29 protein-coding genes and 1 pseudogene are annotated in these 25,983 nt (G+C 48.2%); 7 read left to right on the plus strand and 23 right to left on the minus strand.

The genetic code is table 11. The features are described 5' to 3' along the window. Positions 1 to 24 precede the first annotated feature (24 nt). The 4 genes from C2M34_RS14940 to C2M34_RS14955 all read right to left on the minus strand — a co-directional run bounded on the left by C2M34_RS14940 (position 25) and on the right by C2M34_RS14955 (position 2,016). The gene (locus C2M34_RS14940; protein ID WP_442792598.1) at positions 25 to 333 is read right to left on the minus strand and encodes a Flp family type IVb pilin; all 309 of its coding nucleotides are present in this window, start codon (positions 331 to 333) and stop codon (positions 25 to 27) included. A gap of 32 nt (positions 334 to 365) precedes the next feature. Continuing rightward, complete coding sequence (locus C2M34_RS14945) at positions 366 to 641, minus strand: Flp family type IVb pilin (RefSeq protein ID WP_105199890.1); 276 nt, start codon at positions 639 to 641, stop codon at positions 366 to 368. A gap of 108 nt (positions 642 to 749) precedes the next feature. Then, positions 750 to 1,265 carry a response regulator transcription factor gene (locus C2M34_RS14950; RefSeq protein ID WP_105259207.1) on the minus strand — a complete coding sequence of 172 codons (516 nt, stop codon included), beginning with the start codon at positions 1,263 to 1,265 and terminating at the stop codon, positions 750 to 752. Positions 1,266 to 1,314: 49 nt separating this feature from the next. Next, positions 1,315 to 2,016, minus strand: coding sequence for a hypothetical protein (locus C2M34_RS14955; protein WP_158681462.1), 702 nt, complete (start codon positions 2,014 to 2,016; stop codon positions 1,315 to 1,317). A gap of 186 nt (positions 2,017 to 2,202) precedes the next feature. Between C2M34_RS14955 and C2M34_RS14960 the strand changes: the two genes are divergently transcribed. Beyond that, positions 2,203 to 3,048, plus strand: a complete 846-nt coding sequence (locus tag C2M34_RS14960) for an OmpA family protein (protein WP_105259209.1) — start codon at positions 2,203 to 2,205, stop codon at positions 3,046 to 3,048. A gap of 46 nt (positions 3,049 to 3,094) precedes the next feature. Here C2M34_RS14960 and C2M34_RS14965 read toward each other — a convergent pair whose 3' ends face one another. From C2M34_RS14965 to C2M34_RS14975, 3 genes and pseudogenes are all read right to left on the minus strand, one after another. Further along, on the minus strand, positions 3,095 to 4,294 hold the full coding sequence (locus C2M34_RS14965) for an ABC transporter permease (RefSeq protein WP_105259210.1): 1,200 nt from the start codon (positions 4,292 to 4,294) through the stop codon (positions 3,095 to 3,097). Next, positions 4,287 to 4,937: pseudogene (locus C2M34_RS14970) on the minus strand (ABC transporter ATP-binding protein); the annotation flags it as partial. The gene C2M34_RS14965 and the pseudogene C2M34_RS14970, both read right to left, overlap by 8 nt. 136 nt (positions 4,938 to 5,073) lie before the next feature. Then, positions 5,074 to 5,886, minus strand: a complete 813-nt coding sequence (locus C2M34_RS14975; RefSeq protein ID WP_105259211.1) for a DUF3025 domain-containing protein — start codon at positions 5,884 to 5,886, stop codon at positions 5,074 to 5,076. A gap of 107 nt (positions 5,887 to 5,993) precedes the next feature. On the opposite strand from C2M34_RS14975, the gene C2M34_RS14980 reads away from it, so the two are divergent. Beyond that, positions 5,994 to 7,622 carry a M28 family metallopeptidase gene (locus C2M34_RS14980; RefSeq protein ID WP_105259212.1) on the plus strand — a complete coding sequence of 543 codons (1,629 nt, stop codon included), beginning with the start codon at positions 5,994 to 5,996 and terminating at the stop codon, positions 7,620 to 7,622. A 66-nt stretch (positions 7,623 to 7,688) separates the two neighbouring features. Here C2M34_RS14980 and C2M34_RS14985 read toward each other — a convergent pair whose 3' ends face one another. The 7 genes from C2M34_RS14985 to seqA all read right to left on the minus strand — a co-directional run bounded on the left by C2M34_RS14985 (position 7,689) and on the right by seqA (position 15,620). After that, positions 7,689 to 8,054 (minus strand): DUF805 domain-containing protein, encoded by a 366-nt coding sequence (locus C2M34_RS14985; RefSeq protein WP_105199882.1) that lies wholly within the window; start codon positions 8,052 to 8,054, stop codon positions 7,689 to 7,691. A gap of 162 nt (positions 8,055 to 8,216) precedes the next feature. Then, positions 8,217 to 9,779, minus strand: coding sequence for a dihydrolipoyllysine-residue acetyltransferase (locus tag C2M34_RS14990; RefSeq protein WP_105259213.1), 1,563 nt, complete (start codon positions 9,777 to 9,779; stop codon positions 8,217 to 8,219). A 9-nt stretch (positions 9,780 to 9,788) separates the two neighbouring features. Continuing rightward, positions 9,789 to 10,766, minus strand: a complete 978-nt coding sequence (locus tag C2M34_RS14995) for an alpha-ketoacid dehydrogenase subunit beta (protein WP_105189631.1) — start codon at positions 10,764 to 10,766, stop codon at positions 9,789 to 9,791. Continuing rightward, complete coding sequence (locus tag C2M34_RS15000) at positions 10,766 to 11,983, minus strand: thiamine pyrophosphate-dependent dehydrogenase E1 component subunit alpha (RefSeq protein WP_105199880.1); 1,218 nt, start codon at positions 11,981 to 11,983, stop codon at positions 10,766 to 10,768. The genes C2M34_RS14995 and C2M34_RS15000 overlap by 1 nt, the downstream gene beginning before the upstream one ends. Before the next feature lie 289 nt (positions 11,984 to 12,272). Next, on the minus strand, positions 12,273 to 13,307 hold the full coding sequence (gene astE / locus C2M34_RS15005) for a succinylglutamate desuccinylase (RefSeq protein WP_105259214.1): 1,035 nt from the start codon (positions 13,305 to 13,307) through the stop codon (positions 12,273 to 12,275). 92 nt (positions 13,308 to 13,399) lie between these two features. Next, positions 13,400 to 15,037, minus strand: coding sequence for a phosphoglucomutase (alpha-D-glucose-1,6-bisphosphate-dependent) (pgm, locus tag C2M34_RS15010; RefSeq protein ID WP_105259215.1), 1,638 nt, complete (start codon positions 15,035 to 15,037; stop codon positions 13,400 to 13,402). 10 nt (positions 15,038 to 15,047) lie between these two features. Continuing rightward, positions 15,048 to 15,620 carry a replication initiation negative regulator SeqA gene (gene seqA, locus C2M34_RS15015; protein ID WP_105259216.1) on the minus strand — a complete coding sequence of 191 codons (573 nt, stop codon included), beginning with the start codon at positions 15,618 to 15,620 and terminating at the stop codon, positions 15,048 to 15,050. A 188-nt stretch (positions 15,621 to 15,808) separates the two neighbouring features. Here seqA and C2M34_RS15020 point away from each other — a divergent pair, with 188 nt between their 5' ends. The 5 genes from C2M34_RS15020 to fur all read left to right on the plus strand — a co-directional run bounded on the left by C2M34_RS15020 (position 15,809) and on the right by fur (position 18,336). Next, complete coding sequence (locus tag C2M34_RS15020) at positions 15,809 to 16,585, plus strand: alpha/beta fold hydrolase (protein WP_105199877.1); 777 nt, start codon at positions 15,809 to 15,811, stop codon at positions 16,583 to 16,585. Positions 16,586 to 16,709: 124 nt separating this feature from the next. Continuing rightward, the gene (locus C2M34_RS15025) at positions 16,710 to 16,931 is read left to right on the plus strand and encodes a DUF2788 domain-containing protein (protein WP_105199876.1); all 222 of its coding nucleotides are present in this window, start codon (positions 16,710 to 16,712) and stop codon (positions 16,929 to 16,931) included. A gap of 2 nt (positions 16,932 to 16,933) precedes the next feature. Continuing rightward, on the plus strand, positions 16,934 to 17,212 hold the full coding sequence (gene ybfE, locus C2M34_RS15030; protein ID WP_105199875.1) for a LexA regulated protein: 279 nt from the start codon (positions 16,934 to 16,936) through the stop codon (positions 17,210 to 17,212). 14 nt (positions 17,213 to 17,226) lie between these two features. Further along, positions 17,227 to 17,754: a flavodoxin FldA gene (fldA, locus tag C2M34_RS15035; protein ID WP_105199874.1), complete on the plus strand. Its 528-nt coding sequence runs from the start codon at positions 17,227 to 17,229 to the stop codon at positions 17,752 to 17,754. A 138-nt stretch (positions 17,755 to 17,892) separates the two neighbouring features. Next, positions 17,893 to 18,336, plus strand: coding sequence for a ferric iron uptake transcriptional regulator (gene fur / locus C2M34_RS15040; protein WP_105199873.1), 444 nt, complete (start codon positions 17,893 to 17,895; stop codon positions 18,334 to 18,336). A gap of 102 nt (positions 18,337 to 18,438) precedes the next feature. Here fur and C2M34_RS15045 read toward each other — a convergent pair whose 3' ends face one another. The 9 genes from C2M34_RS15045 to glgC all read right to left on the minus strand — a co-directional run bounded on the left by C2M34_RS15045 (position 18,439) and on the right by glgC (position 25,982). Beyond that, on the minus strand, positions 18,439 to 18,654 hold the full coding sequence (locus C2M34_RS15045) for a TIGR02450 family Trp-rich protein (protein WP_105199872.1): 216 nt from the start codon (positions 18,652 to 18,654) through the stop codon (positions 18,439 to 18,441). Positions 18,655 to 18,858: 204 nt separating this feature from the next. Next, a complete protein-coding gene (nhaA, locus tag C2M34_RS15050) occupies positions 18,859 to 20,193 on the minus strand; it encodes a Na+/H+ antiporter NhaA (protein ID WP_105259217.1) in 1,335 nt (444 codons plus the stop codon). A gap of 102 nt (positions 20,194 to 20,295) precedes the next feature. Further along, positions 20,296 to 20,934 (minus strand): class I SAM-dependent methyltransferase, encoded by a 639-nt coding sequence (locus C2M34_RS15055; RefSeq protein ID WP_105259218.1) that lies wholly within the window; start codon positions 20,932 to 20,934, stop codon positions 20,296 to 20,298. A gap of 94 nt (positions 20,935 to 21,028) precedes the next feature. Next, a complete protein-coding gene (locus C2M34_RS15060; RefSeq protein ID WP_105259219.1) occupies positions 21,029 to 21,454 on the minus strand; it encodes a lysozyme inhibitor LprI family protein in 426 nt (141 codons plus the stop codon). A 111-nt stretch (positions 21,455 to 21,565) separates the two neighbouring features. Then, positions 21,566 to 21,796, minus strand: a complete 231-nt coding sequence (locus tag C2M34_RS15065) for an Imm32 family immunity protein (RefSeq protein WP_105259220.1) — start codon at positions 21,794 to 21,796, stop codon at positions 21,566 to 21,568. Between the two features lie 123 nt (positions 21,797 to 21,919). Then, positions 21,920 to 22,270, minus strand: coding sequence for a hypothetical protein (locus tag C2M34_RS15070; protein ID WP_105259221.1), 351 nt, complete (start codon positions 22,268 to 22,270; stop codon positions 21,920 to 21,922). Between the two features lie 30 nt (positions 22,271 to 22,300). Beyond that, positions 22,301 to 22,681 carry a hypothetical protein gene (locus tag C2M34_RS15075; protein WP_105259222.1) on the minus strand — a complete coding sequence of 127 codons (381 nt, stop codon included), beginning with the start codon at positions 22,679 to 22,681 and terminating at the stop codon, positions 22,301 to 22,303. Between the two features lie 437 nt (positions 22,682 to 23,118). Next, positions 23,119 to 24,684, minus strand: a complete 1,566-nt coding sequence (locus C2M34_RS15080) for a glycogen synthase (protein ID WP_105259223.1) — start codon at positions 24,682 to 24,684, stop codon at positions 23,119 to 23,121. Positions 24,685 to 24,689: 5 nt separating this feature from the next. Continuing rightward, on the minus strand, positions 24,690 to 25,982 hold the full coding sequence (glgC, locus tag C2M34_RS15085) for a glucose-1-phosphate adenylyltransferase (protein WP_105199866.1): 1,293 nt from the start codon (positions 25,980 to 25,982) through the stop codon (positions 24,690 to 24,692). Position 25,983: the final 1 nt, after the last annotated feature.

Here is a 25,983-nt window from a genome sequence, read left to right on the forward strand (position 1 = left end):
TTGCCTAGCGCTAATAAAACGAGGTTAATCTACGGTGCCGGAACCACCCGAGCCACCACCAGAACCACCTTCTTGTGCGGCTCCTTCGTTGTAGTTACCCAGGTTATATTCTTTATCGGCATTGGTAGTTGCCTTATCAGCAGAACTCTGTGCCGCATCAATTTGCGCCGACGAGTTCTGGCCACCCACTTCCGTCGCCAGGCCTGACACCTGATTACGTATGGTTTGTCCGAAAAGACTGTAAACACCAATCGCAGAAACGGCGATCAAAGCAACAATGATGATGTACTCAACCATGCCCTGACCCAGCTGTTTTCGTAGTTGTAGCATCATGACAACTTCCCCATGTTTAGCGTTCGGAGTTATTAGTTACCTGAGCCACCGCTCTCTTGAGCCGCACCTTCGTTGTAGTTGCCCAGGTTGTACTCTTGATCGGCGTTATCCTGCGCATCTTTTGCAGAATCCTGTGCTGCTTTAATTTGTGCAGATGAATTTTGACCACCTACTTCGGTCGCCAAGCCTGATACCTGGTTACGAATTGTTTGACCAAACAAACTGTATACACCGATTGCAGATACAGCGATAAGAGCAACAATAATAATGTACTCGACCATACCCTGGCCTAATTGACGTTGTTTCATTTTCTCTCCATGCATAATTAATAAAACAAAATCATTCTAGATTAATAAAAACAAACGACCAATCATCCGATTGGAGTATTAACTCAAATTTAATATTTTAAATAACCACTAAAAATTAAAATCTGAAAGATAACCCACGAGTTGAGTGCGATTTTTCACCCCTAATTTGCGTAATAAGTTTTGCACATGGGTCTTGGCGGTGGTCTCGGCAATTTTCTTTTCTAAGGCGATTTCTTTATTGGACAGGCCTTGGATGATCAGCTGAGCTATCTCACGTTCTCGACGGGTTAATAGCGACTGCAACTGGCATTTTTCCGCCTGGCTTTTCTGTACCTGATCGATAAAGGTCGACATGGCGGCACGAGAAAACCAGCGGATATTGTTATTGAGCGCCTTAATGGCTTCATTCAGCTCTTGCGCACCCATGTCCTTATAAATCACTCCTCTGGCGCCCTTACCAAGCGCCTCGAGCTCAAGTGTCAGTGGACAATCGCAGCCACAACTATAAACGACCACAGCGCCAGTCAACGCCTCCTCATCAAGGCGGGAGGTCATTTCATCAAGGTCGATGAAGTTGATATTTTCTCGGCGCAGTGTTTGCCGCCAATCTGTATCGCAATGCAATGTAAAATCCCTCTTAACTATCGAGATTAACCAATAGGTATTTTCCCGCTTATTCTTGGTCTAGCTCATCGGCTATGGCATCAAGTGCTTCCAGATAGCTCTTCGTAGCGTCCTGAATGATATAGCCTTTGTTAACCTTTAGTTGCTGCTCATCTATTGGCCCACGAATAATTTCTGTCAATTCAAGAGTAAAGCCAGCATCAATATCTTCAGTTCGGTATGGAAAGGCATGGTGTTGGTAATTGATATGACGAAATAACTCGCTCATCTGATAAGTGAGTTGCGTACCGGAAAGGCCAAAGCGTATGTCTTCTCGAACGCGCTGCAATAGCCAGTTAAACTCCTCACTACTTAAGGGGGTGACCCCGCTCACCGTCGGGGACGTACTAATTCGAAAACGAATATCGCTGGGGTCTTCGGGTTTATGGCCTATCAGCTGGTGCTTTGCGCTAGGGGTATAAATAAGGTACTCGCTGGGATCAGACTGGGGGTCGAACGCCAATTCATAGATATCGCGCTCGCTTAGATTAGGCATCTGTGTGGCCATCATTTTCAACTGCGGCGCATAGTGCTCTGTCATAACCTGGTAGTTAGTGAGAAAAGCATTCTTGAGGTTATGATCTATGACATAACGACCCGTCCATTTCTCGGTCATGTAAGAGCGGTTTTCACCCTCAAGTTGGTAATCCGTGCGCAGTACTTTATCACTCACCTTGAGCACGGCGGTGCCGACTCTATTATTTTCGCCCAATGAATATACATCATAATTAAGTGTTAAATCTGCATTTGCATTGAAATTAAAAAACAATAGAAATGATATAGGAATGACGATTTTATTCATACGTGATAGCATCAAAAAGGTACTTTTAAAATCATTCTATGGAAAAATAAAAACCAAATCTAGATCAATTTAATTTTGTATTTATGAAGGAACATAATGAAAATAAATGAATTTATAGCAACAATGTCATTTTTACTTTCTAGTCACATAGTCTTAGCAGAAACCGGCAATAAATGTGATGAAAATATTAATGAAATATTAGATGTTAATGGATTTGACTCGCCGTACGATTATGCACAACAATACCAAACTATAGATTTGAGTTATGCGTTAGAAAAAGATAAAGGCTCGGTAAGCTATGCCTTTGTATCGGGTATTGAGTTGCGCGGAAATACAAATAAAACCCGAGAATTAACGCTAGGCTATGGGCAAAAATTGTCTTCCATGGGCTATGAAGCTGTCTTTAGCTGCAATAATACTGAGTGCGGCAATGCCAATAGCCTGCAGCGTAAATTGGGCATTAGTAACACTGTGGTTGCCAAAGACGATCAGTTTCACGAACTTTGGGTAAAGGATCAGCAATACTACTCTTTGTACCTGGGGAAAATGACCTTCTTTGCGGACAACTACTTTATCGCCTTACAGCACTTTGATTTAACCGACCTGCCTACTGGCGCATCCTTACACTTCGATATCGACAGTGCGGTACTCACTCAACAGGCCAGAGCAAGTATAGATAACCTCATTACTGTAATTAACTCACATCCACAGCTTAAGTTTAGAATTACAGGCGGCACCGACAACAGCGGCTCAGCACCATATAACCACAGCTTGGGCTTAGCGCGAGCTCGGTCGGTGTATACCTATTTGTTAGCACAAGGGGTTATGCCGCATGTTTTAAGCTATGAATCGGTGGGAGAGCGCAATCCTAGGTTTGAAAACACTTCACAGGCGGGAAAAGAGAAGAATCGCCGCGTCGACATTTCTCCGCTTATTATGTAGTTGAACGAGTTGCTACGGTGGCAAGCCCACCGTAGCCATACCTTTGTTATCTGAACAATACCTTTTCTTGATTAAACCAGCGCACACAAAAGGCTAACAGGCCGACCGCGAGCAGTATGCTAGAGCCAACGATCACCGCCAGTATGCCTATCTCACTGGTGCCCTTTAACAGCTCTTTGATTGCTAAGGCCACATTAGTCACCGGAATAAATGCGGTTTTATAGGTGAGTTCCATATTCGGCATCACCGAGATCATCACAGGAATAAAGACCAGCATAGACAAGGGGCCCATGTAGTTTTGCGCTTCCTTAAAGGTGCGTGCATAGATAGAAATAGACAGCACAACACTTGAGAACATCGCCGCTAAGGGGATAAGCAATGACAGCATAGCGAGAAGCTCAACAAAGGTTATATGCGATAGCGCTAAGGTGAACTCACTGACATTGACAAAGGTACGCGCCACGAATAGCCATAGCCCCATACTGAGTATGCTGAGACTGGCGGTTGCCAGGGACGCGGACAATACGGTCAAGAACTTACCCAAGACTATGTTGGTTCTGGAGATCGGAGTAAGTAACAGGGTTTCCAGCGTGCCGCGCTCTTTCTCACCGGCGCCCAGGTCGATGGCTGGGTAGACTGCACCTGTCAGTACAATGGGGATCAACAGGTATGGCAGCAGTACACCAATTTTTTCACCCCAGCTTTCACGTGCATCTGCCGTATCTACCTTCTCCAGTTTGATGGGAGATATAAGATACTCCATCTCACTTTCCTTGCTCACACCAAGTTCGTTAAAGGACTGAGTTTGCACCTTGCTTTGGTATTGCTCTTTTAACTCTTCGATATATCTAAACAGATAATTGATGCGCGCAGAATCGTTATAAATCACCTGCCAGGTGGTTTGTTCCCGACTCGCCGGTTGCGCCTTGGCTTGAATCACTATCCCCACATCCAGCTCTTCATTCTGGATTGCCTGAATAATGTCATTCTTATTTGCGTAGTCGGCGCTGATCAGTTCAAAGTTCTTATGGTATTTGACGCTGTCGGTAAACTCTGGTGCCGCCTCAGCGCCAATGATATACACCTTATGAACTTCCTGCTCCGCCTCCAGATTAGCCATTGCCATCATGTAGCCAACCACAGCAAAAATAACAGGGAAGATCAGTAGCGGCAAAGCGACAACAAACATCAGGGTTTTTCTGTCACGTAACAGCTCTTTTATTTCCTTTAAAAATACTTCAAACATGACGATGTTCCTCAAGAATATTCATAAACGCCTGGTTTAACTCCTCACTTCGGCCTTGTTGTTTAAAGGCCGCCAAGGTGCCATCAAAACAGGTGAGCCCCTGGTCAATCACAGAAACGCGGTCACACAGCAACGCCACTTCGTCGAGGTGATGGGTTGAGAACACCACGGGTGTGCCCTGCTCTTTTAGGCTTTTAATAAAATTGATCACCGTTTGTGTGGTCATAATATCCAGGCCCGTGGTCGGCTCATCCAGGATCACCACCTTAGGTCTGTGCACCACGGCGCGGGCAATATTGGTTTTTTGCTTCATACCGGTGGAGAGATTATCGGCACGTTTATCCAAAAAGCTGTGCATATCAAGCAGGGTAAACAGCTCATCGCAACGTTGCTTAAGCTCGGCCCCTTTCATGCCATGCAATTTGGCAAAATATTCGACATTTTCTTTGGCGGTCAAACGACCATAGAGCCCGGTTGAGCCGGATAAAAATCCGATAGCCTTACGCCCGGCCAAAGGTTTCCTCACTAAATCAACACCACCGACTTCGATACTGCCTTCATCGGGTTTAAGCGCCGTTGAGAGCATACGCAAGGTGGTGGTTTTACCGGCACCGTTAGGTCCAAGCAGGCCCAAGACTTCACCTTGTTCGCAATGAAAATGCACATCACGGACGGAATGAAAATAATCTTTTTTTCGCGTGGGTCTTGCTGTGTCTCGCTGATCCCTTTTTTATGATCCTTGGTGAGCTTGAACTTCTTCTTAAGCCCGTTCACGCTTATCATTTGTTATTCTTCCTTCGTTTTGGCCTAAAGTAGTCGGTATTGGCATAAAAATCGGCGTTATTATTGTCCTCATACCATTGCGGCACCCCCAGTAATGGCAGTGGCGACATGGCTGAGTTATCCGCCAACACCCTATCTGTCGCTATCATCTCATAGAGGCGCTCATCTAGGTAGTTGTATTGGCTCGCTAAATCTTTACAAAATATATCAGGACTCACAGGCACAAACAGGGCTTTGCCGGTTAAGCCAATAAAGGGCTGGGTCAGCATTTCATAATTCGCATGACCAAAGGTGTAAGCACGGATTTCGCGCTGCCACTGCTCGCGGCGCGTCACGAACACCTCATGCCATTGGTGCTCACGAAATGCCTCAATCCAACTTGAGTCCGTCACAGCTAAGATCACCGCACATTCGTCGAAAAGCGTCAGGGCATTGCGCATCTTGCTGCGCTGGGTGCCCTGCTGTGCCGCCATTTCATCGATATGCAAACGATTCAACAAGGCCTTGGTTTTTGGAAACAGGTGCCACATAAAGGCACCAAAAAGGTCGTGCCAGTTATGCTGACGGGTCGGCACCTTGCCGGTTTCATAAATAAAAGACTCGTAATAACGCCCATCCTGTTCAAACTCAGCGTTATCAATAAACTTAAGAGGCACTTTATTAGCGTTAACTAAAGTGTGGCGATTAAGCTGGTCCAAGGTCGGCCAATCCGTAAATTGGTCCAGAGCAAAAAGCGCATTTAAATGGGCGAAGGCGCCGCTTTGCAAACAGGCGGTTTGCCAGTATTCAAAAGGGGTAAAACGTTTCATTACTGCGATTATTAGGCGTAAATTTTGCGTAGTTTAGCGCAAAAACTGGTTTAATTTTACCGCTATCCTTATACTGGCTGGGTCTTATAGCAATGAAACCAATAATTATGAAACGCTATTTTCCTTTGACTCTAGTCAGCGCGGCTATTCTTGCCGGCTGTGCGAGCACACAGATCAGCAACCAGGATGTAATGGCTGGTTGGAACAGTATCAATGCCGAGCAATTGGCCACGCATGTCAAAACTCTAGCCTCTGATGAATTCGGTGGCCGTGCCCCTTCTTCTAAAGGCGAAGAGCTAACCTTGGCTTATTTAACCGAGCAATTTAAAGCTCTGGGTTATCAGCCTGGTAACGGTGACAGCTTTTTACAACAAGTGCCTTTGGTCTCGATCGAGGCCGATGCCAATATGGCCCTGCACATTGGTGGCAAAGACTACCAATACAAAAAAGACATGGTAATGGGCACCAGCCGTATCAGTGCCAAAGAAAGCATTAAAGATTCCAAGCTAGTGTTTGTTGGCTATGGTGTGAATGCCCCAGAATACAATTGGAACGACTACGAAGGCCTGGATGTGAAAGGCAAAACCGTGGTTATGCTGGTGAACGACCCTGGCTTTGCCACCAAGAATCCGGAACTCTTTACCGGCGATGCCATGACCTACTACGGCCGCTGGACATACAAGTTTGAAGAAGCCAGCCGTCAAGGTGCCGCCGGCGCCATCATAGTGCATGAAACCGCACCGGCCTCCTACCCTTGGTCCGTGGTTGAGAACTCTTGGAGTGGCCCACAGTTTGGCTTCCAAAAAGACAACAACAATATGGACCGCGTTGCCGTTGAGGGCTGGGTTACTGTAGATGTGGCCAAGGAGCTATTCACCAAGGCCGGTCTTGATTTCGAGCAGGCCAAGCAACGTGCCGCCGAGGGCGCCTACCATGTGGATATGGGTGACCTGACTGCCAGCATTGAGGTAAACAGCGAAATCAAAAAGTCGGTCTCGTACAACTTTATCGCCACCCTCCCGGGCAGTAAAAAGCCGGACGAGCACATTATCTACTCGGCCCACTGGGATCACCTGGGTACGGATAAAAACCGTAAAGGCGACCAGATTTATAACGGTGCCCATGATAACGCTACCGGCACAGGCGGCATGATTGAAGTGGCCGAAGCCTTCACCAAGTTACCGCGTCACCCAGATCGCTCCATCACCTTCTTGGCGGTCACCGCCGAAGAGCAAGGCCTGCTGGGCGCCAAATACTATGCCGCTAATCCGATTATTGCCACAGACAAAACCGTGGCCAATATCAATATGGATAGCTTAAACCTGCTTGGTAAGGTTAAAGATGTCAGCGTCGTTGGCATGGGTAAATCTGAGCTCGACGATATGCTAGGTGAAGCCGCGAAAATGCAGGAGCGCACCATTTCCGGCGATCCTAAGCCAAGCTCCGGTGGTTACTACCGCTCGGATCACTTCGCTTTTGCCAACCTGGGTGTTCCAGCCATGTACGCTGGCGGCGGCAGTGAAGCCCGCGACGAAGAAACCGCTCAATACCGTAAGCGCATGAGCCTGGTACTGCGTGGTTGTTATCATCAGCCTTGCGACCGTTACCGCGATGAGTGGGATCTTTCCGGCGCGGTACAAGACCTGCAATTGTTCTACAAGGTGGGTTTTGATATCTCACAACAAGAGCAATGGCCAAAGTGGTATGCTAATTCTGAGTTCCAGCGCGCCAAATAGGTGAGCTGATATACCAAAGACATAAAAAAAGCCGGTTTTAAAACCGGCTTTTTTCATTCGCTAAGATTAGATGGCAGCGCCTTCTAAAGCAGCATCTTTTGGATTTGGACCGTGGTCGTTGTCACCGTCTTGGCTATCTTGTACGAAGAAGATAAGAAGTACGATAAAACCGATAAGCGGTAGGAAGTAAAGTAACTGCCACCAACCTGAGCGGCCAGTGTCATGAAGACGACGCGCACCGATTGCCAAGCTTGGGATCAATAGCGCAAGCGAGTAAATCATACCGACAAACGCAGTGCCAAGTACGGCATCAATCACTACCGTAACGATAGAGAAAATAAGGTAGAAAAGGATAAACATCCAATAGCCTTTACGGCGAGTACGGCCAGAAAAATCAGCGTATCGCTTTAGCGCTTCCATAAAATATTCCATAGCAGATCCTATATATTATTGTTAATTCCAATGTGCGAATTAGTTTCTAGCTCGCATATTTACCTTAAGAACAAAGGCTTATGAGATGATAATTCAATCCTCGCATAAAAAAAACCAGCCGAAGCTGGTTTTTCATAACAGGAACAACTGGTTAGACCAGTTTTAGCTCATCGCCATCAACATTTTTGTCGGTTGCTCTAGGTAGTCTTTCCACAAGTTGTTGAAGCGGGCAATGGTGCCGCCATCGATTACGCGGTGGTCGCCAGACCAGCTAACCTGCATAATGGCACGAGCCTCAACTTCGCCCTTGGCGTTAAAGCGCGGCAAATGCTGCAGCTTACCCAGGGCCACAATCGCCACCTCAGGCTTGTTGATAATAGGCGTCGCCGTAGTACCGCCGATGGCGCCGATATTCGAAATCGAAATGGTGCCAGACTTAAGATCCGCCGGCGCTACACGACCTTCACGGGCGCTGTCCGTAAGACGCGTTACTTCGTTAGCCACATCAACAATAGACTTGTTCTGTACCTGCTTCACGTTTGGTACCAATAGACCCAATTTAGAGTCAACGGCCATACCAATGTTGTGATCGTCAAAATACGTTAATTCGGTGCAATCATCATTCACCTGGGCATTGAGGATCGGGAATTCCTTCATCGCCAATGACAATGCCTTGATGAAGAATGGCATCATGGTGAGTTTCACACCTTGTTGCTTATACTCATCTTTTAGGCCACCGCGCAGGGCGATCAGATCGGTCAAATCGATTTCATCACTGTAGGTGAAATGCGGAATAGTCGACACCGAGCGCACCATCTGCTTGGCCATTGCCGCCTTCATGCCCTTAATCGGCTCGACCCGTGTACCACCGCTTACCACAGCTGCAGGCGCTGCGCTTGCTTGCTCTGCAGGCTTAGCGGATGCACCACCGGCAATAAAGCGCTCGATATCTTCTTTGAATACACGACCATTTTTGCCTGAGCCAGGAACCGTGCTGATATCCACATCCAGTTCACGCGCACGACGGCGCACCGCAGGTGAAGCCAGGGCTTTACCTTGGGCTACAGGTTCGCTTGATGGCTTATCGGCATTGGCTGTTTGTGCTGGTGCGGCTGCTTGAACAGCGGGAGCCGCAGCAGTGTTTGCAGCATTCGCTGATGAACCGGCGATTTCCATCTGGAATAATGGGCTGTGCACCTTGGCAATATCACCTTTTTGGTAATACAGCTTCATCACCTTGCCATCGTACTTGGCGGGGATCTGTACCAAAGCCTTATCTGTCATTACGTCACAAACGGGCTGGTCTTCTTTGATCTCATCGCCTTCGCTGATAAGCCACTCAACCACTTCACACTCGACGATACCTTCACCGATATCCGGCAGAATAAAGTCTTCAAGGGCGCCACCTTGGGAAGCGCTTTGAGCCGCAGGTGCTGCTTCAGTCGCTTGTTCGGCAACCGGTGCTGCAGCTGCGCTGCTTTCCTCACCGGCCACATCCATGGCAAACAAGGGGGCATGCACCTTGGCGATATCGCCCTTGGCATAGTAAAGCTCTGTGATCACGCCATCATGTACCGCAGGGATCTGAACCAGCGCCTTGTCCGTCATTACGTCACAAATTGGCTGGTCTTCTTTAACCACATCGCCCACGGCAACAAGCCATTCAACCACTTCACACTCGACGATACCTTCGCCGATATCTGGTAGGATAAAATCTTTAGCCATGTCAGCCCCTTAAAACTCAACCGCGTTTTTAATCGCCTCGAATACCTTTAAGGCATCTGGGATATATTCTTTTTCTAATGCCAACGGATATGGAGTATCAAGACCACATACGCGCGCAATCGGCGACTCTAGGTGCAAGAAACACTCTTGCTGAATGGTGGCAACAATCTCGGCACCAAAACCATTGGTAATAGGCGCTTCGTGGCTGACCACCAAACGGCCGGTTTTCTTCACCGAGTTGGCAACGGTTTCGACATCCCAAGGCAAGATGCTGCGAAGGTCGATTAGTTCAACGCTAATGCCCTGCTCTTTGGCTTTCTCGGCAGCAGCACTGATGATTTCCATCTGTGCACCCCAGGCCAGCACGGTTACGTCTTTACCTTCTTGCACAACCTCGGCCTTGCCAAGCTCGATGCTGTAATCCTCTTCCGGTACTTCACCTACCGAAGCACGGTATAGGCGCTTAGGCTCAAAGAAGATCACTGGGTTATCGTCTTTAATGGCCGCACGCAGTAGGCCCTTGGCCTGGTACGGATCGCGTGGCACAACGATTTTCAGACCCGGAGTATGGGCAAAATAGGCTTCAGGTGATTGCGAGTGGTACAAACCACCGGCAATACCACCGCCGTACGGAGTACGTATGGTCAGGTTACCCACATTAAATTCATTACCACTGCGGTAACGGAACTTAGCCGACTCGTTAACGATTTGGTCAAAGGCCGGGAAGATATAATCGGCAAATTGAATTTCGGCAATGGCCGGCGCACCGAAGGCGGCAAGACCATTGGCGAAACCGGCAATACCCTGCTCGGTTAGCGGTGTGTTGAAAACACGGTGCTTACCGTATTTTTCCTGCAGGCCAGAAGTGGCGCGGAACACACCACCGAAATAACCCACGTCTTCACCAAAAATACAGGCGTGGTCATTCTCGGCCATGGTGATATCCAGGGCTGAGTTAATGGCATGGAGCATATTCATTGTTTTCATTATTTGATTCTCCCTGCTGTAATTGGGTAAGCGTCCGGGTACTTCTTAATATGAGATTTTAATTGCTCATATTGCGCCTGCAGGCTTGGAATTGGCGTGTCATACACATCGCTGATCAAATCTTCAAGCGGTGGCTTAGCTACTTTCTCGGCAACCTTAAGGGCATCAAGAATCTGCTCACGTACCTGCTCTTTCACCTGCTCGTCTTCTTGCTCGTTTAACCAACCTTGAGCCACAAGCCAGGTACGGAAACGGGCCACCGGGCAATTTTCGCGGTAGCTTGCTTCTTCATCTTTCGAGCGGTAACCACTTGGATCATCCGACGTTGAGTGTGCACCCAAACGATACGCCAAAGACTCGATAAGCACAGGCTCACCGGTTTTAGTGGCGTGATCGCGCGCCGCTTTAGTCGCTGCATACACGGCAAGGGCATCACCACCATCAACACGAATGGTTTTAATGCCATAACCGACACCGCGCGAGGCAATACCGTCACCGGCAAACTGCTCTTCCGCAGGCGTAGAAATCGCATAGCCATTGTTACGGGCGAAGAAGATCACCGGTGCTTTATGCACCGCCGCCATGTTCAGACCGGCGTGGAAGTCGCCCTCTGAGGCCGCACCTTCACCGAAGTAACAAATGGTGATGTTATCGATTTCGCTATCAAGCTCGCCACTTTGCTTATTGATATGCTTAATTTTCTGGCCGTAAGCATAACCGCTCGCTTGCGGAATTTGTGTGCCCAGCGGCGAAGAGATGGTCATATAGTTCAGTTCATTTGAACCATAGTGGATAGGCATCTGACGGCCCTTACCCAGGTCCAGCTCGTTAGAGAACATCTGGTTCATAAACTGTTCTAGGGTAAAACCACGGTAACGCAGCGCCGCTTGCTCGCGGTATTGCGCCATGATCATGTCGTTATCATCCAAAGCCGCAGCACTGGCGGTAACCGCCGCTTCTTCACCTAGACACTGCATATAGAAGCTAACACGACCTTGACGTTGTGCCGCTTGCATACGCTCATCCAGGGCGCGGATAAAGCGCATGGTGTCATAAATTTTTAGTGCCGTATCTTGATCGATTTCAGGCACGGTGGCGCCTTCGCTTACAGTACCTTGCTCATTAAGGACACGGTAAGTGGGTATATTAAGCGCGTGGCTGTCAATGAACGCTAGTTCGTGACTGATATTCAACGAAACGTTATTGGGGTTAGTCATAACCTTCCCTTCTCTTGTTGTCATGTCACTAGGCACAGGTTTGTTATTGTGGCTTCTGCGTGGGCGAAAAATTGAAATAAACAATTCAACCGCAGTGAATATGCAGAATAATATTTCTACACATGGTGCCTAGTTTAAATTATGCTGCCGCCACTTTACGTCAACGTAAAGGCTTATTCAACTAATCATAGTCGAATAATTGCATCATTCATAACATGGGGTTGGCAAGTTCGGTGTACGCCTCATAACACACTGTAATAGTTGGATATTATGAGGCGAAGTGGTCAGATCAGATAAATTCGTCGGACAATTCGGTGGGGATAACGGTCAGCAAAGCACGCTGCCCCAGGGCCACCTGAGCGTTAGGGAAAATAATGGCTTCTCCCTCAACTTCGGCGCGTATTTCTTCACCACCGTCGTGGCCAAGTAACTCACCTTTAGCAAAGCCCGTGAAGTTAGGCACATCGTCAGAAAAGGTGAAGGAGAAGTCTTCATGTTGGCGATTAATGGTGCGATACACAGAGAACAGCTCAACGTCTTCTGCGCGCAGTGGCGGATAGCTCACCTCATTTTGGCTGATCAAGTTCGCCAAGGTCACCTTGGTCTTTTCAAAGCGGGCCATATCGTTTTCACCAAATGGGCGCACCTTACCTAATTCTATGGTAAAGGCATCGGCACCAAAGTGGCGCGATGAGAAATAGCTAAAGGTAGAGGCTGGCTCGGCCATCAGCAATACGGTTTGTACGCCACAGCTTAATAAGAACTGCAGCTGTTCACGCTTGTGCGCTTTGCCGTGTAAAAACGGGTAAACAGCAAACTTTTCATTTTTAGAGTCGCGAATAGCGGTATGCAGGTCATAATGGGCGCGATAACGGCCCTCGCCTGGCGCTGTAAAAAACGCTTCCACATATTCTTCGAGCTTTTTCGCACGCTCACGCTCTGGGTTGGTTACCTCGCCAACGCTGTGTTTGCCACAAAACAGGCGATTAAGGTTTTCATCAACAAAACGCTCGCCAATATTAATGGACTTGGGATTGCCAAAGATAAACATTACGCGATGAGTCAATTCCAAGGTACCGGCAATAATAGCGCGGATCAGCTGATCGCAGATTTCAATGGGCGCAGTTTCGTTGCCGTGCACAGCGCTGGAGAAGATAAAATCCTTGTGGCCATAGTCCTTCGGCTCGAATTGGATCACCCCAGTGTCAAGGACCTTTACATGAGTACCATTATCAAGAGTGAACTGCTCTGGCGCCAAAGTGAATTCATTTTCTCGAGTAATGCCGAGGAAGTCGCCACTTTGCTGAAGACGTTGTAAATACATAATACACCTTCTCGATGTGCTGCCACCGCCTGGTGGCAAAGTTTAGATAGCAAAAAGCCAGTCAAACGACTGGCTTTATATAAAAATTGGGATTAAGCAATGCTGGCGTTAACCAGCTCAACGGCGGCTTGTTCTAATTGCGCCAAATGCTGCTCGCCCTTAAAGGATTCAAAGTAGATTTTATAGATATCTTCGGTGCCCGAAGGTCGCGCCGCAAACCAACCGTTTTCGGTGACCACCTTAAGGCCACCGATAGCGGCATGATTGCCCGGCGCTTCGGTCAACTTAGCGATGATAAGTTCGCCAGCCAACTCGGTAGCCTTGATATCATCACCACTAAGAGCTTTAAGTTTTTGTTTTTGCTCAGAATTTGCAGGAGCATCGATGCGTTTGTAAAGCGGCTCACCAAACTTGGCGACCAAGTCGCGATAATACTGCGACGGCGATTTGCCGGTCACCGCCAAGATCTCAGCGGCCAACAGGCCCATGATAAAGCCGTCTTTATCCGTACACCACACCGAGCCGTCGATGCGTAAAAACGCCGCGCCGGCACTTTCTTCACCGCCAAAACATAAAGCACTGCTGTGCAGACCCTCTACAAACCATTTCATGCCCACCGGCACTTCAACCAGTTCTTTACCATGGCTGGCCACCACCTTGTCGATAATAGCGCTTGATACCAGGGTCTTACCCACTTTAACGTCTGCCGGCCAATCACGGTGCGTTAACAGGTAGTCGATAGCCACCGCCAGGAAGTGGTTAGGGTTCATCAAACCATCTTTGGTGACAATGCCGTGACGGTCATAGTCCGGATCGTTGCCTATACCGATATCGAATTTATCTTTAAGGCCGATAAGATTGGTCATGGCGTAAGGTGACGAGCAATCCATACGGATTTTGCCGTCCTTGTCTTGCGGCATAAAGGCAAAACGCGGGTCAACTACATCGTTCACTACGGTCAGGTTCAGACCATAGCGTTTGGCGATTAGCGGCCAGTAATTGATACCCGATCCACCCAGCGGGTCAATGCCTAAGCTAATGCCAGATTTGGCGATAGCCTGCATGTCCACAACGTTGACAAGATCTTCCACATACGGGGTTTGCAGGTCCACATACTTGATAAAACCGGAACGCACCGCCTTTACATAAGGAAACAGCTCGACTTCAACCAGGTCTTCCGCCAGCAGTTGATTCGCTCTGTCTTCAATCCATTTGGTGATTTCTGTGTCCGCCGGGCCGCCGTTAGGCGGGTTGTATTTAAAGCCACCATCCTCAGGAGGATTGTGTGACGGCGTCACCACTATGCCATCGGCTAATTCGCTTGGGTGCGCCTTGTTATGGCTGACCACGGCGTGGCTTATCACCGGCGTTGGCGTGTAGTCTTCCCCTTCCTGGGTAATAATCTGCACTTCATTGGCAACCAAGACCTCAATGGCGGAATTAAACGCTGCCTCTGACAAGGCATGAGTGTCTTTGCCCAGGAACAAGGGACCGAAGATATTGTTTTGTTTACGGTAATCACAAATAGCCTGGGTAATGGCGAGAATATGCGATTCATTAAACTGGGTATTTAAGGAGCAGCCACGATGGCCCGAGGTACCAAATGCCACACGCTGTTCAGGGTATTGCTCAACATCGGGCTCGTGCAAATAATACGCACTCATCAGTTTAGGCACATTAATTAGCTCTGACTGAGGAGCGGTTTTTCCAGCGTTTGGGTGAACGGCCATGCTTGGTTCCTTATAGATAGTCGCGAATGATTTCAGCTTGTTCTTTGCTATAACCTAGTTCCAACGCCACTTCATGCAGCATCATTTTCTTGCGCGTGGTGTTAGAGTTGGTCATGACCCAGTAGGGGCTGTCGTCTATATTCTTTGGATTCAGGCTGCTGCCGCTGGCTTGGAGCTCTTCTTTGCTGGTAGCAAAGTAGCGACGATCACGACCCTTGATATTCAAAACACGCTCAAAGGTGCCCTTATGACTGCGATGAAACGCTGCCAGAATAAATAAGAAGCGACCCACCACACCTTTTTGCATCGCCAGCTCTTCTTTATTCAGAATATCGAATACAGAGCCCTGATCACTGGCCTGCTCTTTTGCCGGTGCACTTGGTGCAGGTGAGGCTGTTTCGGTCGTTGCCATAGATGGCTTGTCTGTCGAGGCAACTGGCGTTGCGGGCGCTGGGACCGAGTCGGCACCGGCATTGTGCAGATTCAATAAACGACGCAAAATAGTGGAGGCACTCTCGCCAATACTTTGGGTGTTGCTGGCGATATATTGATATAGCTCGTCGTCTATTTCTATTTTTTTCATGATATTCCTGTCATTACTGCCGTGTCTTTCACGCATGGCAGAATTATACCCAAGTTAAGTGAATAAGCTAGGGCATACAGATCATCATATCGGCATTATCATGCCTGTTGAATCACCATCAAGGTTGCAAAAAGGCCCTTAGCTCGGGCACAATTCCTGCGTTTTTCTAACCCCAAATTGGCATATCTATGTTACTTAATTATGAACAAAGCGGATTAAGTGCCACACAGGCACCGAGCGTTATCGTTATCCATGGCCTGTTTGGCTCACTCGACAATTTAAAGGTGGTTGCCCGGGCACTGGGTGAACACTTTCATGTAGTTAATGTGGATGTGCGCAACCACGGCCGTTCATTCCATAGCAAGGATATGAATTATCCGGCCATGGCCGATGACATTATCGCCCTGCTCGCACACCTGGGCATTGAAAAAGCGCATTTGGTTGGCCACTCCATGGGCGGTAAAGTCGCCATGCAGGTCGCGCTCACTAAACCCGAATGCGTTGATAAGCTTGTGGTTTTAGACATTGCGCCGGTTGCCTATCACTCCCGTCATGACGCCATCTTTAAAGCATTACAGGCGGTGGCCAACAGCGCCGTACACTCGCGCAGCGAAGCCGATGCACTGATGAGCGAATATATAGATGCGATGGGCGTGCGTCAGTTTTTGGCCAAGAGTTTAAGTAAAACAGACGCCGGGACGCTGAACTGGCAATTTAACCTGCCAGTTCTCAGTGCAGAATACCCGCAAATCCTCGGAACTCCAGTTGCAAATGATTCTTGTTTGTGCGATACACTCTTTATCAAGGGCGGTGACTCTGATTATATCGAAGCCGCGCACCGCGATGAGATTATGCGCTTGTTTCCCAAGGCCAAGGCCAAGGTGATTCAAGGTGCCGGGCACTGGTTGCACGCGGAAAAACCGGTGGCGGTTAATAAGTCCATAGTTGATTTTTTAACTCGTTAATCCATATCAATAAATTAAAGTGCTAAAGGCACTATACTGATGTGAGTCGAAACGCGCATTATGCCTAAATTATTCATTTTTTATGTGCTACAATGCGCGCCGTTTTCCAAATAGGTAGCAGTAAATGGTCGACCAATTTATAAATGGACTGGATACCCTTGGGTTATATTTTGGCCTTGCTGGCATCTTCTTCTTTATCGGCATGGCTATTCAAGACGTTTTGAAAAAAGGCAATGTGCCTAAATTTGGCCGCTACGTGGTATGGCTTGTATTATTTTTAGGCTGTTCCGGCTTTATCGCTAAGGGCCTGATCCAGGTGTTTTGGCAAGGAGCAGGTGTGGGTTAACCATGGCCAAGTCAGAGCAAGATAGAACGACACTCGATTTATTCGAGTACGAGCGACGTCCGGGTCGTCCAAAAACAAACCCGCTCCCACGGGAGTTACAGTTAAAAGTAAATAAGCGAAATCAGCTTAAGCGCGATAAAGCGCGAGGCTTAAAACGCGTCGAATTTAAAGTTTCATCACAGCTGTATCAAGCACTAAACGATATGGCGGATGCGCAAAATATTAGCCGCAGTGCGTTGATTGAAACCATTTTGCAAGAACGATTGGCTATAGATACATAAAAGGTTATTTATTCATGGCAAGTGTAGGTATATTTTTTGGTAGCGACACGGGTAACACTGAACACGTAGCAAAAATGATCCAAAAAGAGCTCGGCAAGAAATTGGTCGCCGTGCACGATATCGCAAAAAGTAGTAAAGAAGAGATCGCAGAGTTTGACCTGCTGCTATTTGGTATCCCTACTTGGTACTATGGTGAAGCTCAGTGTGACTGGGATGACTTTTTCCCTGAACTAGAAGCCATCGACTTTGAAGGTAAACTTTGCGCCATCTTCGGTTGTGGTGATCAGGAAGACTATGCCGAGTACTTCCTTGACGCCATGGGCATGATCAACGACATCATCACCGAGCGTGGTGCCATCGTTGTCGGTCACTGGTCTACCGAAGGTTATGACTTCGAAGCGTCAAAAGGCATGATTGATGACAACCACTTTGTGGGCCTGGGTATCGACGAAGACCGCCAGCCAGAGCTTACCGAGCAACGCGTGAAGCAGTGGTGCGCACAAATTCATGAAGAAATGTGCCTGGCCGAATTAGCTGACTAAGTCTTTGCTGGGCAAGTTTAACTTGGCTTTACACTTGCCCTCGAAGCACGTTATTGTTAATTTTTAAATGCGTCGCGCGCACCAAGGCAAAGTCCGCCTCAGGTGCACAAAAAAGAATCATAATTGAGAACAAGTTGAATGACTGATCATAACCTAGAGCTCAAAAAAGCAGGCCTCAAGGTCACGCTTCCGCGGATTAAAATTTTGGAGATCCTCCAATGCCCTGATAACCAACATATCAGCGCCGAGGATGTCTATAAAATCCTGCTCGATAACAGTGAAGAAATCGGTCTGGCAACTGTGTATCGCGTCCTAAACCAGTTTGACGATGCCGGCATCGTTACCCGCCACCACTTTGAAGGCGGCAAATCAGTGTTTGAACTTGCCGGCTCGACCCACCACGATCACCTGGTGTGTTTAAAATGTGGTCGCGTAATCGAATTCGAAGACGAGATGATCGAACAGCGTCAGCTTGAAATCGCCCACAGCAATGGCATTAAATTGACCAACCACTCACTTTACCTGTATGGCGAATGTGTGGACACGGATGCCTGTAAGCAATACGCGTTAGAAAACGGCTAAACGCCCTTTTCACTCACATTAAGCCTGCCCAACGCAGGCTTTTTTGCGCCTGCTTTTAAGATGTTGATAATGCGGCATTAAGGTGTTTTGCGTGGGTTGCGGTTATTTCCAACCTTGAACCCATTGCTCTTGGCTTTTCAATTCAGTCCAGTCTATTAAATACTCGTTCTTGGACAGAACCGCTTCCAATTTACAGGAAATCACAGAACCCTCCTCGTCGAACTCAATTTCTGATACTAAGAAATGCTTTTCTCGATTCATCGGCTTAACTGCTGTCCACTTACTATGGTGTAATTTAGCCGGGTTAATGCGATTCATGCCCACTCCATAACATTGTGACTGTATTTGCAAACAACGTGTTTTACGAAGGTCTTAAGAATAAAGTTCAGTAATTGAGGACACAGAAAGTTAAAGTTAAAAGGCGCGATATTTTTCACGTCTTTTTCAGCGCCAATAACAACAGAAACGGCATCCGTTATCACCGTTCCAAACGGGTATAAAGCGCTGCCATTTGTGACACACTCAAGGAGTTTCTACACGTACAGGCAATCGCATCAAAAGAGCTAGCCCAGCCACCGCAGAGAAAACGGATGCGAGGAAGATTCCCAGCTTAGCACTGTCAATCAGGCTCTTATCGAAAGCTATGTTCGCAATGAACAGCGCCATGGTGAAGCCGATCCCGGCGAGCAGGCTCCCCCCGGCCAATACCCTCCAGCTAAGTTCAGGTGGGCGAATGGCGATGTGCAAACGTATAGCCAGCCAACAGAACAACAGGATACCAATAGGCTTACCAAGCACGAAGCCTAGGAAAATCGCCACTGCGAGCAAGCTTTCTACTTCGCTGAACGTGAGTGGCAATCCAGAGTTCGCAAATGCGAACAGGGGCATGATGAAAAAACCAACCCAGGGATGTAGCGCCATCTCCAGACGCTCCACTGGAGATAGCGTTTCACGCACGGCAATTTCGGCCATCTGTAATGTTTGTCGATCCTTGGTATCGCCGCTGCTTTCACTGCTTGCTGGATGCGCAATAACCTGACCCAATATCGCGTACAACCGCTTATCGCTGACCCATCGACGCGCCGGCGTCATCAGGCCGAGCATCACGCCTGTGATGGTAGCGTGGATCCCGGATGCATCCACGGCAAGCCAGATAACCAGGCCCACGAGAAAGTACAAAGGAAAACCACGAAAACCGAGCATTGCAATTACGCGGATACTCACCAGGCCAAGCGCAGCCATCACCAAGGGCCACCAGGCAATATCACTGCTGTAGCCGATTGCGACGACCAGTATGGCGCCGATATCGTCAACAATCGCTAACGACAGCATAAACACCCTTAAGCTTTGAGGAACGCGTGAGCCAAGCAGGGCGAGGCAACCGATAACAAACGCTGTGTCAGTTGCCATGACAGTGCCCCATCCATGCTGGCCGGGCTGTCCTGATTGCAGTGCCAGATAGATCGCAGCGGGAACGATCATACCGCCCAGCGCAGCGACTATGGATAACGCGGCCATGCGGGGCTTGCTCAACTCGCCGAGAACCAACTCCCGCTTAAGTTCCAATGCGACAAGAAAGAAAAACAGCGTCATCAGGCCATCATTGATCCATTCCCGCAGTGAACGGGCAAACTCGAATGAACCAAGCTGAAGACCTATCTGTGTCTCCCATACGTGTTCGAACGAGTCAGCCCACGGTGAGTTGGATACAATGAGTGCGGCAACAGTGAAAAATAGAAGAATGGCCCCACCCGCTGACTCAATACGCAAGAAGCGCACAAAGGGGTTGGTCAGCCGATCAGCAAATTCCTTCGGTAATCGGGTGACTCCTGAATTGTCTTGCTTACCTGTACCCATAAGAAGTCGTTCCGACTGTCAAGGGCCAACGCCGAGGTTCAGAGGCGATCTGCCCTTGTGAAAGTAAGGATGCGCAGCGGGTCAAACTTCGCCTGCAAGCACTTAATATATTTCGTTTTCTACGATACGCTCAAAGCGGAAATAGGCAAATTTCTGCACCCTTTGGGCCGGGGTGATATGCTCCTCTATTCGTTCCTCAAGCAGCCTGAACTCCGGCCCAAGCTCGGCTATCAGCTTTGCAGCATCATATTGAACTATAGGCAATCCGCTGCATTTTTCAGGGCCACCGATTGCAAAAGCAGCAATAATTAGATGACCGCCCAGGCGCAGAGTTTTTTTCAACGCCCCCACGTAACGCTGACGCTCTGCAGCGTCCGTTAAGAAGTGGAACACCGCCCGGTCGTGCCAAAGTGCAACCTGACTATCCGGCGAGAAAGCGGTAACGTCAGACTCAAGCCAATTGACCGCGCCGGCTTTTTCTCCCAGACGCTTTGCCGATTTAGCCAATGCCGCACCGGATATATCCAGTACGGTAAGATTTGTGTACCCCTGATCAAGCAGTTGATCGACCAGCACCGACGCTCCCCCACCTACGTCTATGATCGGAGCAGAGGGTTCGAGGTGACTGTTGGCTATAAGCTCAAGGGAGAGGGCCGACTTTGCTTGAAACCAGCTGACTTCAGTCACTTCTTTGTGCTCATAGACGTTTTGCCAATGAGCCTTTCTATCAAACTCTTGCACTTACCCCTCCAGAATGAAATTGGTCTTCCCCATCAAAAGTAGCACAGGCTCGCTGTTTGGCGTCCTGTGGTTTCGGCGCCTGCTATATGCACTTTTAATATGACTTTGGTTCATATGAGTTAGGCTCGGGAAGCAAAGGAGGGGTTGAATCAACATAAGTTAAAAATGACTGCCACAAAACAGCCGTTCTTTGATGAGTTAATTCTAATTTGCAACCCAGCCCCATAGCAGTCCTGATGGTGCCATCACGCCAAGTGTCATAAACTGCTCCACAATGTGCTTCGCGATAACTCAACCAGGCGTCCTGGCCTTTTTGAATTGCAATTGCTGATACATTGTCTTGTGCATATCTCTCTAGGCTCTTCGCCAAGTACTTAGCCATTACCTTCTCAGCCGCTACCAGATCTTTATGCATACACTGATTAATCGCGAGTGTCGTCCACGCTTTTTCACAGTCTACTTCTTCCTCAGCGAAAGCGAACAAAGGGATAAAAAGTAACAGGGGCACTAATTTTTTCATTGCTTCTCCATGTGCGTATAACGCCTTGTTATGGGGCGAGTATTGGCTTGCCATACTTAGTGAAAAACGAACCCGAGCAAACCAGTACGAGTCCCATCCACAAACAGCTTGTTATATAGCGTTTGAATGTACAATTATATCTGGAGATTCTTGGTTAAGTTCTTCTATATAATCCTTAAAATGCTCATGCTCAAAATCGACTCCTTTTTCTTCGATTTCTTGAGCCATTTTATTTATAAATGAAGCTATCGTTCTTAATGTTTCAGGGTTTGAGCTTATTGTGACTTCAGATAATTCTAATAGCTCATTTTGATTTGCTTTCGCATATCCATAAATTTTCATCAATGCTTCCTAGCTATATAACGCTTGCCGTAAACGGCACAAAATAGCAGGCTAAAATTAGCGACGAAGGAGCACAAGCCTGCTGTTTTGTGTCCTTTTTTAAACTGCCTTGCTATATGCCAACTACTCGCGGATACCGATGGTTTGTTTACCGCTTTCCTTATACAACACTATATCTGTAGTTTTGACTGAGAAAAGTACCTGAACTTCTTCTGCTGAGGAAACGGCTGGCAAATATGGTGATAACAATTCTATTGTTTTCGACTGACCATGAACAAACCCATGAGTTTGACCTAGCTTGAATTTGTTTTCTTGCTCTTGTTTTAGCACGAAATAGAAAGCAATAGAGCAAAATAGAATTCCAACAAAACAACCAATAATGAAATTTTTCACGCCATCCCCCTTGGCATATAACGCTGCAATATGGGGCGTATTAAGCTTGGCTAAAATTAGCGAAGAATGAGCGCCAGCCAAGCTTTAGACGTCCCACACATAATTGCCTTGTTATGTTTTTTGTACACCACTGCTTAACATTAAGGCAACCAGTAACGTTGGAATTGCCGCGTACATTAGAGGGGCTATAGCAAAGCTTAAAAACACAAACATAGAGACTAAGAATAAAACTATTGGTAGAGCAAAATAAAATAAGTTTTGCTTAGAGAAGAACGTAAATACTTTGCGTACAACTAACACAATAATGAAAGATAGTATTGAAGCAAATAACACGATTAAAATGTTGGAATAGTAGGAAACTACGAATTCGTTATATGGCTGAAGAAACTCTGGGACAGGCATGGCTGCCACAACACCAGATAGCCATGCAAAGATGTAAGCAAAAGAACTACCTAATAGAAATGAAATAATATTTTTGTGCACATTTGTCATAATTGACTCCTTCCTTGTGAAAAACATAACAGCTTATTAGTGCGAATTCCCGGTTAAGGAAGTTATCCACAACCCTAACCTTTCCCACCAATTAAATTTTTATTCAATAATAGCAATAAGTTATCAGGTGTTTTGTTCACACGCAATCTAGAAACGAGCCAGAAAAAACGTGCCTTCACTTATTCGAGCCTTGCGTGGCTGGCTATGTAATCAATTTTTGCCACTTAATATCGGTAACCTATCTCTTATTACCACATAATCAAGCCGTTTTTGTGTATTACACAGCGTGCCAAAACGCGCTGGATTGATCCGTTTTTACTTATCCGCGTTTTTGAGAATGTGGGGAGAAGGTCTTGTTCTGACACCGAGCCGAGCAAATGTTCGCACCGGTGTCAGAATCGGGAATAAAGGATATGGCTGCGCAATACTAAAGCGCTTTAACCGCCATAGAGCTCGCTTAAATAGGCTTTGGCGGCCTCATGCCAGCTAAAGCGACATTCTCTGGCATTTGCGCATAGCTGTTGCCAATCCTGGGGCTGATCTTTGTGCATGTCCAGAGCGCGAGTAAGGCACGCCAGTAGTTGCTCACCTTGCTCTGTTGGGCTGTCGCCATTAAATACAAAGCCGCTCTCTCCTTCTTTGACCGTGTCCTTTAAGCCACCAACACCGTGCACCAGACAAGGAGTACCGCTGCGCAGGGCCAGCATCTGGCTGATACCACAGGGCTCAAACGAGCTGGGCATAAAGAAGAGCTCACACAGCTCATAGATGGCATCACTAAGCGCCAGGGAAAAGCCGTTGATAAAAAGGAAATTATCATGTCTGGCCATGGCTTGAGTCAGGAGCTGCTCATAATAAGAGTCGCCAGAGCCGAGCATAATAAAATGCTTTTGTTCTTTGGCTAGTTCATCGAGCACCGCATCGATAACTAAAGTTCCATCTGACGATGCCCTTGGCTTCGCCAAGCGCTGCGCTAACAAGGCGACCTTTTGCGACGTCACCCGTCCCACCGAACCAAGCCAGGGTTTGATTTGCAACTGCTGCCATTGCTGCATGCGCACATGAGCAATATAGTGGCCGCTGCTCAGCTGTGGCAGCTTGGCCATGGCCGTAAACAGCGCCTGCTGCGTTAATGGCCAAAGCGCCTTATGCGGATAAGAAGCGGCTTCTTGTTCATAATCGCAGCCGTTTAATATGCCAACCAAACGACCTTGCTGATGGGCCTTTTGCAACTCACCCTCTAAGCCCTCACCGCCGATAAAGCCCCGCTCTGGGTCGCTCGGTTGCAATACTTCCTCAACATAAGTTGGCGACACCAGGTGAATTTTATCGCACAAAGTAATGGCCGCACGCATCGGGTTATAGCAATGCTGATAGTGAGGATCGCAGATTTGCTGTCCGTCGTAACCCAACCAGGGAAACCAGGTTTGCAGCGATGACTCATCGCCGCTAAATGGTCTTGTGCCCTGCAGCGCCAGGTTATGCACGGTATAAACGGTGCGCAACCCTTGCAAGCACTCATACTGAGGCGCAAACGCCCTTAGCACCGCCAAGGTGGCGCTGTGCCAGTCATGCAGATGCAGCACATCCAGTTCGCCAAAGGCACCCTGCTTTATCGCCTCGGCCACCCCCAAACAAAATAATGCGAACTTGCTGGCATCTGCAGCAAAGGGGCGATTATCCGTGTCATTGTGATACACCTCGGCGCTATTAAGCCAAGGATGACTGAGCACATAGTGAGTGACCCCCTGCGCCACCAGCACCCGATATAAACTTAAGGTCAATTGATGGCCGGCAAAGTTCACCGAGTATTGACCGCAAAGCGTGCGCTCGGCCAGTGTCAGACAGGCGTACTCAGGAAGCACCACCTGCACCGACGTAGCTGATGCACTCTTGATACGGGCCAAGGCTGTTGATACCTCGGCAACCACATCGGCAACGCCGCCCACCTTGGCGCCGCTGATGGCGGCGCTTTCGCTACTTACAAATAATACTGCACTCATAACAACTAGGCCCTTTGCTGCGCGCCGCTGTTGGTTTTGGCCGCCAAGGCCGCGAGCATATCTCTGGTCACCAGCACGATGCCGTTTGTTGATACCCTGAAACCGTTGGCGCGATCCTGCTCGTGATCTAGGCCTATGTGTAAGCCCGCCGGTATCTTACAGCTGCGATCGATAATCGCCCTTTTGATCCGGCAATTGCGGTTTACCACAACTCCGGGCAGCACCACGGCCTCTTCAATTTCACAGTAAGAATGCACATAGACATTGGAGAACAACAGGGATTTACGCACCCTTGAACCGGAAATAATACAGCCGCCTGAAACCGTGGAGTCCACCGCCATGCCGCGGCGTTCGTCATCATCGAAGATAAATTTTGCCGGTGGCAGTTGCTCCTGATACGTCCAAATAGGCCAGCTAGGGTCGTAAAGGTCAAGCTTTGGCTCTGGCGATACCAACTCCATATTCGCCTCCCAGAAAGAGTCCAATGTACCCACATCACGCCAGTAAGGCTGACCAGACATATTCGGGTCGGTAAAGGGAAAGGCAAATACCTTATGCTGGTCGATAATGGCGGGGATAATGTCATGGCCGAAGTCACGGCCCGAGCCCGAGTTTTGCGCATCCTTGTGCAACTGCTCAAACAGGAACTCGGTATTAAACACATAGTTACCCATCGAAGCCAAACAGCGACCCGGTTTACCTGGAATTTCATTGGGCACCGGAGGCTTTTCATCAAAGCGACGAATTTGATTATGTTCATCCACCGTCATCACCCCAAAGGTATTGGCAGCGTCCTGGCTGTCCACCTCGATGCAACACACAGTCATATCGGCGCCGGTTTCAACGTGCTTGGCTATCAGTGCGCCGTAGTCCATGCGATAAACATGGTCGCCGGATAAAATCATCACGTAGCGAGGCAGTTCATGGCGAATAATATCCATGTTCTGGAATACCGCATCGGCGGTGCCACAATACCATTCGTCGCCATAACGCTGCGATGCAGGTAAAATCTCCACCGACTCACCCAGTTCCTTTTTAAAATGCCCCCAAGCGCGCTGCACATGGCGAATAAGCGAGTGCGACTTATATTGTGTTGCTACCCCCACGCGACGAATACCCGAGTTTATGCAGTTTGACAGCGGAAAGTCGATAATTCTGTGTTTGCCGCCAAAATACACCGCAGGCTTGGCGCGCCAGTCGGTTAGCTCGTGCAAACGCGAGCCTCGGCCACCGGCGAGGATCAGCGCATAGGTATCACGGGTCAGATTACTAATATAGCGATTGGCATAACTGGGCATA

The organism is Pseudoalteromonas sp. T1lg88, assembly GCF_002964765.1.
Lineage (GTDB): Bacteria > Pseudomonadota > Gammaproteobacteria > Enterobacterales > Alteromonadaceae > Pseudoalteromonas.